Genomic DNA, 13,603 nt, shown 5'->3' on the forward strand with positions numbered 1-13,603 from the left:
GCGGGGGGGGGGGGGGCCGGGCGGGCTCTGCCACACCCTCCCTGACTCGATAACCCCCCCTGGTCGGCGCCGCCCCCCCCCGGGGGGGGCCCCCCCCCCCCCCCCCCCCCCGGCCCCGGCCCCGGCGAAGACCTCCGCTCAGGCCGACACCGGCACCGGCACTCGCACCGGCACCGAGTCCGACAACGAGACGACCGTGCCCACGCCGGTCGTCTCGCCCCCGAAGGCGTCAGGTGGTGCGGTGGACGACACCGCGGTGCTGTCGCCGGTGCGGGACAGGGACAACCGTGGTTCCCGGTCCGACTCCGAGGAGACGGCCAAGCTGCCGAAGCCGCCCGTGCCGGAGGGCGCCACGGAGCGGACGACGGTGCTGCCGCCGGTCGGGGGAGCCGCGGACGAGACGGCCGTCCTGCCGCCGGTGACCCCCCGCGCGGCCGACGAGACGGCGGTGCTGCCTCCCGTACGGGACAGGGACCCGGACGGGGGTACGGACGGCGACAGGGGGAGGAACGCGGCCGGGGACCCCGCGGACCGGGTGCCCCCGGGCTTCTTCCGGGACGAGCGGTCGGCGGAGCGGCGGTCCGACGACACGGTCGACCGCACGCGTGAGCTGCCCCAGGTCGACGCCTCGGGCACACCCCGGCGCCGCCCGCGTCCCGACTGGGCCGAGGAGACACCGCTCGACGACCTCCCGACCCTCGCGGACGAGCTGCTGGGCCCGCGGGAGGACGAGGACGACGAGGCGGACGAGGGACGCGACGGGCGCGGGGGACGCGGCGGGAACCGTCGCTGAAGCCAGGACGGTGGCCGCTGCCCGGGGAGGTCACCGCCGCGGGAACGGGGTGGCGTGACCGCCGAGTGTGAGCCTCGTGACCCCGGGGCCCGGGGCCCGAGGTCCGGCGGGGACGATCCGCCGGGGGCGCGGTGGTCGTGGGCGCGACGGTCCTGACCGGTGGGACCGGTGGGACCGGCGGCCGTGAGCGCTCGTGATCGACTGGGATCGGCCGGCGCGGCCGGGTGGGACCGCCGGTCACGCTCACGGCCTCCGCCGGGAGATCCCCGGCCCGGGCCCGTTGTCGGTGGCGACCCGCACAATGGACGCGGCAAGGCGAAGTGCGACGGAAGGGCGGTGCCCCGTGCCCGTATGGGACGACCTGGTGGGCCAGGACAAGGTGAGCGAGCAGCTCGCCGCCGCCGCGCGTGACGCCGACGCCCTGGTCACGGCGATCGCCGGGGCCACCGCGCCCCCCGAGGCGTCCAGGATGACCCACGCCTGGCTGTTCACCGGCCCGCCCGGCTCGGGCCGTTCCACCGCGGCGCGCGCCTTCGCGGCGGCGCTCCAGTGCGTGAGCCCCGACCGCGCGCTGGGCGGGGTCCCCGGCTGCGGTTTCTGTGACGGTTGCCACACCAGCCTGATCGGGACCCACGCCGACGTGCAGATCGTCCGCACCGACCTTCTCTCCATCGGTGTGAAGGAGACCCGCGACCTGGTCCGCCGTGCCCAGATGTCGCCCGCCGTCGGCCGCTGGCAGGTCATCGTCCTGGAGGACGCGGACCGCCTGACGGAGGGCGCGGGCAATGTGCTGCTGAAGGCCGTCGAGGAGCCGGCGCCGCGTACGGTCTGGCTGCTGTGCGCGCCCTCCATCGAGGACGTGCTGCCCACCATCCGCTCCCGCTGCCGCCTGCTGACCCTGCGCACGCCGCCGGTGGAAGCGGTCGCCGACATCCTCGTACGGCGTGACGGCATCGACCCCGATGTCGCCGCGGCCGCCGCGAGCGCGACGCAGGGGCACATCGGGCGCGCCCGGCGCCTCGCCACGGACCCGCGCGCTCGTGAGCGTCGGGCCGCCGTGCTCAGACTCCCGCTCCGGGTCGACGACGTCGGTGGTTGTCTCCGAGCGGCCCAGGAACTCGTCGACACGGCCTCGGAGGACGCGAAGCAGCTCGCCGAGGAGGTCGACGTGAAGGAGACCGCGGATCTGAAGACCGCCCTCGGCGCCTCGGAGGGCGGCCGCATGCCGCGCGGCACCGCGGGCGTCATGAAGGAGCTGGAGGACCGGCAGAAGCGCCGCAGGACGCGTACCCAGCGCGACAGCCTGGACCTCGCGCTCATCGACCTCACGGGCTTCTACCGCGACGTCCTCGCCCTCCAGCTCGGCTCCCGCCTGGCGATCGCCAACGCGGATTCCGGGGACGTTCTGGAGAGACTGGCCCGCGGCAGCGCGCCGGAGGCGACCCTGCGCCGGATCGACGCCATCGCCGCCTGCCGCGAGGCCCTCGACCGCAACGTGGCACCGCTGCTGGCGGTGGAGGCGATGACGATGGCGCTGCGCGCGGGCTGACACGGTCGCGCGGACACCCCATCGGACACTCGGACACCCCCCTCGCGAGGTTGACGGTGTCACTCGTACGAGGCGCGTTCGCCACTGAAGGTGATCAATCGATCGCGTGAGGTTACGCTCGCGGAATGTACTTCAGGCGCATCCTCAGGCCCCTGCGCAGGGGCGGCATGCTGCTGGCCGCCACGACGCTGCTCGTCTCCGCCTGCTCCACGGAGAGTCTCACTACGGCGGCATCGGAGCCGAGGGCATCGGAGCCGACGTCGTCGGAGGCGGTGCTGGCCCCGCTGCCCCACTCCACACCGGCGATGCTGACGCCGTACTACGAGCAGAAGCCGGCCTGGCGCTCCTGTGGTGCGCCCGGCTTCGAATGCTCCACGATGAAGGTGCCGCTCGACTACGACGATCCGGCTTCGGGCGCCATCAAACTGGCCGTCGCCCGCAAGAAGGCCACGGGTCCGGGGAAGCGGATCGGCTCGCTGCTGGTCAACCCGGGCGGTCCGGGCGGCTCGGCGGTCGGATACCTCCAGGCGTACGCGGGTCTCGGCTACCCGGCGAAGGTCCGCGCACGCTACGACATGGTGGCGGTCGACCCGCGCGGAGTGGCCCGCAGCGAGCCGATCGAATGTCTCAGCGGCCCGGAGATGGACGCGTTCACGAAGACGGACATGACGCCCGACAACACGCGGGAGACGGGCGAACTGGTCGACGCGTACAAGAAGTTCGCCGAGGGGTGCGCCCGGCACTCGCCCAAGGTGCTGCGGCATGTCTCCACGGTCGAGGCGGCCCGTGACATGGACATCCTGCGCGCGGTCCTGCGCGACCAGAAGCTGAACTACGTCGGTGCGTCGTACGGGACGTTCCTGGGCGCGACGTACGCGGGCCTGTACCCGCAGCGGGTGGGCCGCATGGTCCTGGACGGCGCGCTGGACCCCTCGATCACCGCCCGCAAACTAAACGAGGACCAGACGGCGGGCTTCGAGACGGCCTTCCAGTCCTTCGCGAAGGACTGCGTGCGGCACAGCGGCTGCCCGCTGGGCGGCCGGGGCACGAGCCCGGACCAGGTGGGCAGGAACCTCAGCGCCTTCTTCAAGAAGCTCGATTCGGACCCGATCCCGACGGGCGACGCGGACCGCCGCCAGCTCACCGAGTCGCTCGCGACGACGGGCGTGATCGCGGCGATGTACGACGAGGCGGCCTGGCCCCAGCTGCGCGAGGCGCTGAGCGCGGCGATGAAGGACAAGGACGGAGCGGGCCTGCTCGCCCTCTCCGACAGCTACTACGAGCGTGACGCCAAGGGCCACTACACGAACCTGATGTACGCCAACGCGGCCGTGAACTGCCTCGACCTCCCGTCCGCCTTCTCCGGCCCCGACCAGTTGAAGAAGAGCCTCCCCGCCTTCGAGAAGGCGTCCCCCGTCTTCGGTGACGGTCTGGCCTGGGCGTCCCTGAACTGCGCGTACTGGCCCGTGAAACCGACGGGCGAGCCCCACCGCATCGAGGCGAAGGGCGCGGCCCCGATCCTGGTGGTCGGCACCACCCGGGACCCGGCCACCCCGTACGCCTGGGCCGAGTCCCTCGCCGGGCAGCTCTCCTCCGCGACGCTCCTGACCTACGTCGGCGACGGCCACACCGCCTACGGTCGCGGCAGCGTCTGCATCGACACCGCGATCAACCGCTACCTCCTCGACGGCACCCCTCCACCCAAGGGAAAGCGCTGCTCATAGCCCTCTCGCACGCCCCGGATCCGGGCCCTCCGGGGCGTGTACGGAGCACTCTCGGAAACTGTGTAGACTTACCGACGTTGCTGATCGCACCATAGTGCGGACAGCGCGCCGCCTTAGCTCAGATGGCCAGAGCAACGCACTCGTAATGCGTAGGTCTCGGGTTCGAATCCCGAAGGCGGCTCTGTGGAAGCCCCAGGATTCTCACTCGCCGTGACCTGGGGCTTTTGCTTTTTACTGGATACGGCGGCGGCGCCGTGCACGAGCTGCGCGGCGGTCCCCAGTCTCATTCCTAGTCTCAGTTGCGGGCTCAGAGGCAGCCGCCGGGGCGGGCAGGAAGGCGTCACCCATGCGGCGCATGGCGTCCTTCGAGAGGTGTGAGCGGCCCTTGACGTAGCGGCGTGTCTGACTGATCTGGGTGTGCCGCAGGATCTCCATGATGGTCGGCATGTCCACCCCCAGCTCGTTCAGGATGGTGCCGGCCGTGTCGCGGCTTCCGTCGTAGAGGCGGCGGTCGGTGATGCCCGCTTCCGCGAGTAGATCTTTGAATTCCTCCCAGTCGTCGCGAGGGTCGATGGGGCGTCCATTAGAGCGGGTGAACACGGCCTGGTGGTCCTGCCAGAGTTCGCCGGCCGCCTCCCGCAGTTCGTCCTGCCGTGCCTTGTGGGCGACCAGGTAGGGGATGAAGGCGGGAGGGATCGGCACGGGGTTCGTGCTCTTCTTGGTCTTGGGACGGGTGAAGGCCAGACCTCCGCCCTTGCGGTCGGGGCAGGTGCTTGCGTGCTTGACGCAGGTCGCGGTGCACGGCTTCGGGCAACCCCGCTTGTAGCCCTTGTGCGTGGCGCAGTCTGGCGGGCAGGGCTCGAAGCGGTGTAGGCGCGCCCCGCACGCGTGCGGGTTGCCGCAGCCGTGTCGCCACGTGAGCCGCTGTAACTGCCACCGGGGGTGGAACAGTTCGGCCTGGAGGTCGACGTACGGCCACCGCAGTCCCAGGGTCTCGCCCTGCCGGAACCCCATGCCGACGCCGACGATCCACCGCATGAAAGTGGGCCGCGTGGCCGCCGCCTCCAGGAACGCTTTGGCCTCTTCCTGGGTGAACGGGTTGGCCTCAGTCTCGTCAATGCTGGGCGGGTCGACCAGGGTGGCGACGTTCTCGCTGATCATCCGGCGACGGTGGGCGATCTTCAGTGCCCGCGAGAGGATGCGGTGCACTTTGATCACGTGGGACGGCGCGCGTCCGGCATCGAGCATCGCTCGGTACATCTGCTCAAGATGCTCCGGCGCCAGCTTGTCGATGCGGTGCTTCCCGACGCCGGGAACGATGTCGTTGCGGGTTTTGGACCAATAGTCGTCCAGGGACCGGGGCTTGAGCTTCAAGCTCGCGATGTCGGTCAGGTAGATCTCCATCCACTGACCGACTGTGGGTTTGCGGCCGGCCTTGGTCGCGCGCCCCTCGTCACGAAGCTTCTCCAGTTCACGGACCTTACGGCGCACAGCGGGTTCGGTGCGGGCCATGCGGTGGCGGCGGTCCGGGCTCCCATCGGGCAGCACGCCCATGGTCACGCGACCGTGCCACCAGCCGTCATCGCCAAGGTAGATGGACGACTCCATGTTGGGATTGCGGGTGCTCAATGCGTTCCTCCATGCAGGAAGCCGCCCAAGACCGTGTGTCCGGGGCGGCTTCGGGGCGGACTTCTTCAGGCAGGAAGGAGTTCGAGGCTGTTCGCGTAAGCCTCAAGCACGTCCCAGCGAATACGGCGGGAGCGTCCTCGCTTGACGTACTTGAGGTCGCCGGCCGCCATCAGCTCGTACACGGTGGAGCGTCCGAAGCGGAGAACCTTGGCGGCTTCCTCCGGGGTGTAGAGCAACTGGGCATGGGCCAGTACGGGGGTACTCATCGGGTCGTACTCCTCAGGTGCTCGTGGGGATTCTCAGGGGCTGGCTTCTGTCCGAGGTTCGGATTTCTGCGTCACCGCGTCATCAGCGTCACTTGAGCCTCTGACCTGCTGCTTTAGGTGACGTGGCGGATCGGCTCTGCGTCACCGGTGCGTCATCGGCTGCGTCACCGGGTGACGCAGGTGACGCAGGATGACGCAGAGGCGGCCGCCTGCGTCACCGCTGTTGCCGCAGGTCAGCAGCCGCTTTTCGGGCCGGGTGACGCAGGTGACGCAGCGTCTTCCCTCTTAGGACAAAGAAGGGGCTGTCTGTAGTACTTCGGTGCCCCTCACAGAGCGAAGAAGGAGCCGCTGCGCGGCGCGATCTTGGGGCGGCGTTCCGCCGAACAGCAAGAGGAGCACGCGCGCCGCTGGTGCTCCTCTTGCTGTTGCTTGAGCGTGCGGATCGCGGATCAGAACGCCTGTGTCTGCTCGTGCGGCGGCGGGGTCAGGGCGACGGTGCGGGTCATTTCGAGGTAGCGGCCCGCCTTCGTGCGGCCCGAGTCGATGAGGACGCCCCGGGCGGCCAGCGTCGGTTGAAGGCGCTTGAGGCGGTCGGAGAGGACTTTGCCGGTGGTCGGCCACCCCTTGGGCAGGGGACGGCCGTCTTCGCCGCTGTAGAGGCTGCTGAGGCACGACAGCCAGTCTGTGGACGTCATCTGCTGTGCCGCGCCCGGCACGATGGTTTCGGCATACCTCAGGACGGTCTGTGCGAGGAGGTCACCTTCGATCACGTCGTCGTTCAGGTCGTCCAGACTCGCCCGGTACGCGGGCAGAGCCCCGAGACCGGTCGCTGCGTCGAACTGCGCGCACAGGTGGGCGAAGTCCGCCATCCGCAGATCGGTGGGGGTCTGCGCGTGCACCGCGCGGACCTTGACCGTGAGATCGAGGAGCGAGCCGAGGACCACGGGCAGGACTTCCGCGTAGTCCGCCCACAGTTCGGCTTCGGTGCGCCGGACACGGGGCCGCTCCAACCGCAGAGGCAGGAGCCGTTCGGCGAGGTCGGGGCGGATGACGCCGACGTCGATGCCGGTGAGGAGCAGGGGCCGGCGGTAGCCGACGCGGAAGACGTCCCCGTCGGTGAACAGGGCCCGCTTGACGCTCTCGGCACCGGTCACGATGCAGCACATCGCGTCCGACAGATCCGGCGTCATGTGCGAGAGGTTGTCCAGCGCGGTGATCCACCCTGCCGCCACCGCCGCGATCAGGTTCTCCTCGTCCTTCGGCGCCCGCCGCAGGTCACCGCTCATCCCCTCGATGATCCGGGTGAGCATCCGGCCACCCGTGGACTTTCCCGCCCCCTGCGGTCCGGTGAGGAAGGGCGCCGGTACGGGAACGGACGGCCCGAGACAGCCGATGAGCCAGGCGATGGCCAGGCACTCGGTCTCGGCGTTGGCGAAGTTGCACAGCCGCATCAGCAGGTCGATGCCCTTGCCGTCGGTGTCCTTGGCCGGCAGGGGAAGTTCCCCGGTGAGCTGCGTGCGCCGCCAGCAGACCTCACGCGGGTCGGGGATGAGGATGTCCCAGCCGGTGGGGTGGATGCGGACGGACTTTCCGTCGTTTCGGCCCAGGTCCAGCCATGTCGCCCCGTCGAATCCTGGGGCGACGCGGATGTTCACGGCCTGGACGTCCTCGGTCAGGGCGAGTGCTTCGATCAAGTCCAACGCCTCCTTGATTGCGGACCCGTTGAAGACGCCGATCCCGTCCTTGAACAGGCCGACCATGAGTTCCTGTCGGTGGCTGCCGGTGGTGCCCTGGGAGCGGATCGGGCGGGCCACGGGGTGCCTGTTCTTCTGCGCGTACACGGTCCCGTCAGCGGTGCGGAAGTACCGGAAATGCTCCTGTGCGTAGTCCGCGATGACCTTGCGGGCGGGATTCTTCTCGTCGTCGGACATGGTCACAGTCCCAACGTGGTCAGGGCGTTGGTCCACGCGTCGGTGCAGTGCCGGGCCGATTCGCCCTTGGCCTGCGCGGCCGTGAACAGCCGCGCGGTGTGGGCGTCGGTGAGGCAGCCGCACCGGCCGTGCGTGGACAGCACGGCGAGGAACGTGCGGTAGACGGTGGCGTGCACCGCGCTGGATGCCGCGGTGATGCGCTGCTCCGCCATGGCGATACCGCGGTCGAGATAGGTGGTCGTGCGGTGCGGGCACTGGCCCCGTTGGCCGCTCAAGGGCGCCGAGAGCGTCTGTGGCGCCCTGCGCGCCGCAGGCGGCTCCTTTACCACCAGCGCGCGCACAGAGTCCGGGAGAGCGGCCGTGACGCCGACGCCGGGACCGAGCCAACGGGCGTACGCCATAAGAGACTTGACGTCCACACCAGGGCGCACGGCGTTGGCGGACTGCATGGTGCCCTGGTAGATCCAGTGCTCGCCCCGGGTCGTGGTCACGGTCCGGGTAGCGGGCAGGGTCTCGCGGGCCCACTGGATGGCTGCGGGGTCGTCCAGGTCGACCACGGTCACGCCGGCGCCACCCGGGTGGTAACCGACCGCCGCCGCACGCCGCCACGCCGCCACCCATACGTCCGAGTTGATGACGTAGGCAGTGCTGGCAGCGGCTGCCCAGCCGTGACACGGCATCGGGCAGGTGCAGGGGCCGGGGGTCTTCATGTTCGGCCGTCCCCCGCACCCGTTCCGCGCGCAGTCCGGGCAGTTCCCGAACGGCACCTTCCCCGCTCGCAGCGGCAGCACGGGCACGCCGGCCGCAGCCAGACCGAGGGCAATCCGCAGGCTGGATTTCATGCCGCGGCCTCCCATTCGAGCCGAGCGGTGGCACGGGCCCCGAGCAGCAGGCCATAAGCGTGGTGGGCTTGTTGGGGGATGACGCCGTTGCCGAGGATCTTGAGCTGTTCCTTGCGGGGGATGCCGGGTACGTCGGTGACCCAGCCGGCCGGGAGGCCCATGAGCCATTCCACGAAGACCGGGGACAGGCGGCGGTTGCCGCGGGTGCCGGGTTCGGTCGGGCAGGGCGCGGGGCGTCCGGTGACGGCTTCCCAGCGGTGGATGGCGGGGCCGTAGTCGGTGCCGTCGCTGGCGATCCATTGCGCGTCGAGGCGGACGGCCTGGCTGGGCAGGTAGTAACGGCCGCTCGTGTCCCGCTGGTTGGGTCCGCCGTGCGGGCCGTCGGAGGCTTTCGGGGTGGGGAGCAGGTCGCGGACCAGGTACTCGATCGAGGGGCGCGAGCTCGCACCCTCGGATGCGGACCGGTTGGTGCCGTAACGCCGGGCAGTGGGGGTGGGCAGGAGGTTGACGACCACCTCGTTCAGCGGGCGCGCGTTCCTCCCGAGCAGGTTGGAGGCGCCCGACTTCCAGTCCCGGGCCGCCGGCGTCGGGAGCAGGCTCACTCCTCGGCCTGCGGCCACAGGGGCAGCAGGAAGACCACTTCGTCCTCCAGCGTCGGCCCGTGCCCGCCCTGCTTGCGCTTGGCCGGGGGCTGCGGGCCGCCGTTGACCCCAAGCTGTGAGGTGGGGGTCTTCAGCAGCGGGATGGGCAACTGCGAACCAGCGGTCCCGCGGGTGCGGGGCGCCGATTTCGGGGTCACCAGCTCGTAGACATGTCCACCGGACGTCATACCCGTGCGCGGCCAGGTCCTGGGCGACGACGTCCAGCCCCCGCGAGCGGAGCGCCGCCACGTTTTCCAGGAACACGAGACGCGGTCGAAGGACGCCCACAGCCTCAGCGACGTTTTTCCAGACCCGAGACCACTGCCCATGGATTCCGTCCCTTCGTCCAGCGTTCGAGATGTTCCGGCACGGAAAGCCCGCGCCCACGACGTCCGGCCGGTACAGGTCGCGGACCCGCTGCCAGTCGACGGCGGTGATATCCCCGAGGTTCGGCACCCCGGGGTGGTGCGCGGCGAACACGGCCGCCGCGTACGGGTCGTTCTCCGCGTAGGCGGCTACCCGGCCGCCGATGCCCGCACGGATGGCCGCTTCGAGTCCGCCGTAGCCGGCGCACAGGGCGACGATCGTCGGCGGCGAGCCGGGGGCTCGCCGGATGTCGGTGGGTTGCGTCATGCTGGGTGACCTCCACAGGTCTGTTGAGGACTGGAGACAAGGGCGGCCCGGGACTTTGGCGAGAAGCGGGCCGCCCTCTGGATTGGCGAGGGAACGGTGTGGTCGAGGACGTGATCAGCGCACGCCTGCACGAACGCATCCGGCGCGACTTCCCGGATGCCGACGCCGCGCGGGGAGTTGAGGGCGCCCTGCGGATACTGGGGGCCGAACTCGAAGACTCGCGGCAGAGCACAGAACGGCTCCTGACCGCAGCTTTGGTGATAGCCGCAGGAGACATCGACCGGTTCCGCTCTGCGGTCCGCCTGGCCCGGACGGACTGGCGCGACCTGCTCATGGCGGGGAACCTGGGGCAGGACGACTGGCCGCGGGTCCTGGATGAGGAACTGGATCACCCGTAGCCGCCGGGTTAGCCGTGGAAGTGGTTGCGCTTGATCACGGCTTTGCGGATGTTGACCGTGGTCCCGCCCTTGGAGCCGGACGCGCTGAAGATCTGTACGGCGATCCATCCGCCGAAGATCACGGCGGCCAGGATGATGAGCTGGGTGATGAGGGCGGTGAGTGCGGCGATGAACGTCGTCAGGAGCAGCAGCCCGCCGCATGCCGCGGCGAACCCCACACCCCCGAGGGCGACGTTCACCGCGGCGCGGGAGACGGCCGGCTTGGCGGCGATCGGTTCGGGCTGCGTGGGGTTGATGGCGTAGCCGGTGACGACTTGCCCGTCCGGCAGGACGATGCTCGCCACGCTCGGCACGGCGCCCGGCTGCATGGGAATGAGGGGCGCGGGCGCCATGACGACGGGTGTGATCGGGGTGGGCCGGTGGACGTCCACGGCGCTCTCGTACTGGCCGTGGGCGGGGTGTTCGGGGTGCATGCGGAATCCCTTCGCGGGGCGGTGCAGGGAGGCGGGGCCACCCCCTTGCGGGGTGGCTGTGGAGGGGGGTTCCGGGGGTCTGACCTGCGGTCCTCCCTGAGTCCCTGAGCGATCATTTGTGCAGCTCAGGGGCAGGGAGGCGGGGCAGGGAGGGGTTTAGGGAGTTCTCCCTGTCTCCCTGACCCGTCGCGGGTCGGCTCCCTGTCATCCTTCGGCGGAAGCGGAACCGTCGGTGTCGCGGTTGGCGAGCGAGCGCAGGACGCGGTCACGGCTGACGACCATGACCCCGTCGGACTTGTGCGGTTCCGCGCCGGCGTCGTCCAGGACGCGCTTGAGGTCGATGAACGACCAACCGCCGTACGCGTCCGCACTCAGCGCGGCGAGGCGGGCCAGCACATCCTTGGTCCGCACCCGCGGTGCATCGCCGAGGACGCTCGCGATGTCGGCGAGCGGGTCGCGCTCCTCACCGCGCTTGATGGTGGTGAGGGTGGTGACTCCGTCGCGCAGGGCCTTGGCGCGGGCGGTGATGGCTTCGGCCGCGTCGTCGTCGACGTAGTGCGTGCGCACGGTCAACGAGGACTGGCCCTTGGGGATGTCGATGCCGGACGACGCGACGACCAGCGTTCCCTGATCCAGCCCGGGACGGAGCAGGTTCGGCGCGGCCCCGCCGTCGACGGCCTTGTCCCCGAGCGCCATCCGGGCCTGGGACTCGGTGCCCAGGGCGAGGGAGGCTCGGGTGTGGGCGCCCTCGCGGACCAGCTTGGGAAGGTTCTGGTCGGTCGGGTCCTGGGTGCCCTGCCACATCAGGACGTTGACGGCCCGCCCCTGGTTGTGGATCTTGCGGACGGCCATGAAGTACCGGGACGTGGCCTTGGACCCGCCGTAGAAGCGGCCCTCTTCGTCCTTGAGCGGGCACATGAACGCGACCTGTGCCTCATCGACCAGCACGATCAGCGCGGGGAACTGGGTTCCGGGCGGGGCCATCAGGCGCCGGTTCATCTCGCTCACGGCGCCCTCGACCATCTCGGTCACCTCGATCACGTGCTCATCGGTCGGCCCCTGAATCAGCGTGAGGGCCAGGCCGTCGAACATGGCCCAGTCCCCGATGCCCTTGAGGTCGCCCATGAGGAACTGCACCGACTTGTCGAGCGAGAGCCACAACGCGAGGGAGCGCAGGGCCACGGTCTTGCCCTGGTTCGACAGGCCCGTGATCAGCAGGTGGCGCTGATACAGGGACAGCGCGGCAGCGTCGCCGCGGAGGTCCTGCCCCCAGGGGGCGCGGCCCTTGGCGTAGTCGGCGGTCATGTTCTGGTCGGTGACCAGCGGGGACGGGCCGATCGGCTCATCGAGCGCCCCGGAGTCCGCGATCCACAGCCGCACGGTCCGTGCGGCGGTAGGGATCATGATGAACACCTCGTGCTCGTGCCGGGACAGGTTCTCGGCGAGCTTTCGGCGCCGGTTCTGCACCTCGATCGTGGACACCCCGGAAGGCAGAGTGACGTCCACCTCCACCCCGCATCCCGCGATCCGGATCGGCCCGAGCATCGACGCCCCGGCATCGCCCATCTCCTTGATGGCGTTGCGCAGCGCGGGCACTCCCAGGTCGCGCAGGGCCTTGACGACGATGGACGGGGTGATCGGCTCGCCCTCGCTGTTGCGGACGTTCGCCGGCAGCGCCCACGCCGGTGCAGCCTGCTGCTTGCTGCCGATCGTCCACAGGGCGAGGAGAGCGAGGAACGGGCCGATCGTCAGGGCCGGCCCCCACACCACCTGAACGATCCAGATGAGCAGGTTGATGAACTCGATCACGGCCATCAAAGGGGTGACGACGTGCGTGACGTCCTTCGTAGCGATCGCCATCACGACCCCGAGCGCGACCAACCCGCCGATGCCCACACCGGTCCCGACCGCTATGCCCTTGGCCGCGTCCACGGGCGAGTGGAGCAGGTCCATGCGGCGGCGGTGACGTGCCGCGCGGAACTGCTGCCCGCGCTCCTCCCACTCCGCAGCCACCTCGTAGTTGCCGGCGGCTTCCGCGGCGCGGAACATCCGCTCGTACCGGGAAGCGGTCCGGCCGTCCCACGTGCGCTTCGCCGCGATCTTCGCCCCGCCGGCCACGTAGAGCGTGTGCCGGGCGATCGCGCGGGCCGTCGTCTTGGTCGTCTCGTGCGTGACCGCGGTCTTCACGGCCCGTCCAGAGCGCACCCACAGCGGAACGGGCGCGGCGGGGGCCGATTCGGGGACCACGGTCAAGGTGGTCACGGTCGCCGGCTCGGGGGCCGGCGGGGTGTTCTTGTGCAGGGGAACGACGTTCTCACTCATCGGGGAGACCACTCCTGACTGCCCCATGCCGGGGTGGAGTTGAAGGGGGAAGTGCATTGCAGTGCGGGGTGGTGCGGGCGGGTGTCAGCACCAGCCGGAGGACTTCTTCGCTGCCTTGGCGCGGGCGGCTTCCGTGATGAGTCGCTGACGCTCGCCGTGCAGGGCGGTCAGTTCCGCGTTCAGCCGCGTCTCCGCAGCCACGGAGACGGACTCCAGCCGCTGTTCCGCGCGGGCTGGGCTCTTGCCGCGGGCGATCCGGTAGGTGCCGCCGGCGAGCGCGGTCAGGACCGCGCGGCGCTCGGAGGTGGTGAGCGGCCAGGTCTCGCCGCGGCGGACCGCTTCGAGCTTCCGGGTGGTCTTGTGGATCTCGCGGTCAAGGCGGCGGGTGTCGGCGTTGCCCAT

General features: G+C 70.4%; 11 protein-coding genes, 1 tRNA gene and 1 pseudogene. 5 read left to right on the top strand and 8 right to left on the bottom strand.

Annotated elements, in window-relative coordinates; genetic code table 11:
• Window positions 1-76: 76 nt before the first annotated feature.
• The 4 genes and pseudogenes from ACFV2J_RS24030 to ACFV2J_RS24045 form a co-directional block, all read left to right on the top strand.
• Window positions 77-793: pseudogene (locus ACFV2J_RS24030) on the top strand (dTMP kinase); the annotation flags it as partial.
• Between the two features lie 343 nt (window positions 794-1,136).
• Window positions 1,137-2,342, top strand: a complete 1,206-nt coding sequence (locus ACFV2J_RS24035) for a DNA polymerase III subunit delta' (RefSeq protein WP_385082780.1) — start codon at window positions 1,137-1,139, stop codon at window positions 2,340-2,342.
• Between the two features lie 125 nt (window positions 2,343-2,467).
• The gene (locus ACFV2J_RS24040; protein WP_385082779.1) at window positions 2,468-4,066 is read left to right on the top strand and encodes an alpha/beta hydrolase; all 1,599 of its coding nucleotides are present in this window, start codon (window positions 2,468-2,470) and stop codon (window positions 4,064-4,066) included.
• Window positions 4,067-4,173: 107 nt separating this feature from the next.
• Window positions 4,174-4,247: transfer RNA gene (locus ACFV2J_RS24045), tRNA-Thr, on the top strand.
• A 50-nt stretch (window positions 4,248-4,297) separates the two neighbouring features.
• Here the strand turns inward: ACFV2J_RS24045 and ACFV2J_RS24050 are convergent.
• The 5 genes from ACFV2J_RS24050 to ACFV2J_RS24070 all read right to left on the bottom strand — a co-directional run bounded on the left by ACFV2J_RS24050 (window position 4,298) and on the right by ACFV2J_RS24070 (window position 10,008).
• On the bottom strand, window positions 4,298-5,695 hold the full coding sequence (locus tag ACFV2J_RS24050; RefSeq protein ID WP_385082778.1) for a tyrosine-type recombinase/integrase: 1,398 nt from the start codon (window positions 5,693-5,695) through the stop codon (window positions 4,298-4,300).
• Between the two features lie 65 nt (window positions 5,696-5,760).
• Window positions 5,761-5,961, bottom strand: a complete 201-nt coding sequence (locus ACFV2J_RS24055; RefSeq protein ID WP_385082776.1) for a helix-turn-helix domain-containing protein — start codon at window positions 5,959-5,961, stop codon at window positions 5,761-5,763.
• Between the two features lie 449 nt (window positions 5,962-6,410).
• Window positions 6,411-7,892 carry an ATP-binding protein gene (locus tag ACFV2J_RS24060; RefSeq protein ID WP_385082775.1) on the bottom strand — a complete coding sequence of 494 codons (1,482 nt, stop codon included), beginning with the start codon at window positions 7,890-7,892 and terminating at the stop codon, window positions 6,411-6,413.
• A gap of 2 nt (window positions 7,893-7,894) precedes the next feature.
• The gene (locus ACFV2J_RS24065; protein ID WP_385082774.1) at window positions 7,895-8,734 is read right to left on the bottom strand and encodes a bifunctional DNA primase/polymerase; all 840 of its coding nucleotides are present in this window, start codon (window positions 8,732-8,734) and stop codon (window positions 7,895-7,897) included.
• Window positions 8,731-10,008 carry a DNA cytosine methyltransferase gene (locus ACFV2J_RS24070; protein WP_385082773.1) on the bottom strand — a complete coding sequence of 426 codons (1,278 nt, stop codon included), beginning with the start codon at window positions 10,006-10,008 and terminating at the stop codon, window positions 8,731-8,733. The genes ACFV2J_RS24065 and ACFV2J_RS24070 overlap by 4 nt, the downstream gene beginning before the upstream one ends.
• A 98-nt stretch (window positions 10,009-10,106) precedes the next feature.
• Here ACFV2J_RS24070 and ACFV2J_RS24075 point away from each other — a divergent pair, with 98 nt between their 5' ends.
• Window positions 10,107-10,406 carry a hypothetical protein gene (locus ACFV2J_RS24075; protein WP_385082771.1) on the top strand — a complete coding sequence of 100 codons (300 nt, stop codon included), beginning with the start codon at window positions 10,107-10,109 and terminating at the stop codon, window positions 10,404-10,406.
• Between the two features lie 8 nt (window positions 10,407-10,414).
• Here ACFV2J_RS24075 and ACFV2J_RS24080 read toward each other — a convergent pair whose 3' ends face one another.
• From ACFV2J_RS24080 to ACFV2J_RS24090, 3 genes are all read right to left on the bottom strand, one after another.
• Window positions 10,415-10,879 carry a hypothetical protein gene (locus tag ACFV2J_RS24080; protein ID WP_385082770.1) on the bottom strand — a complete coding sequence of 155 codons (465 nt, stop codon included), beginning with the start codon at window positions 10,877-10,879 and terminating at the stop codon, window positions 10,415-10,417.
• Between the two features lie 204 nt (window positions 10,880-11,083).
• A complete protein-coding gene (locus ACFV2J_RS24085) occupies window positions 11,084-13,201 on the bottom strand; it encodes an ATP-binding protein (RefSeq protein WP_385082769.1) in 2,118 nt (705 codons plus the stop codon).
• A gap of 84 nt (window positions 13,202-13,285) precedes the next feature.
• Entirely contained in the window at window positions 13,286-13,603 is a 318-nt protein-coding gene (locus tag ACFV2J_RS24090; protein WP_385082768.1) for a hypothetical protein, read from the bottom strand.

Source organism: Streptomyces sp. NPDC059668 (genome assembly GCF_042734135.1).
Taxonomy (GTDB): domain Bacteria; phylum Actinomycetota; class Actinomycetes; order Streptomycetales; family Streptomycetaceae; genus Streptomyces.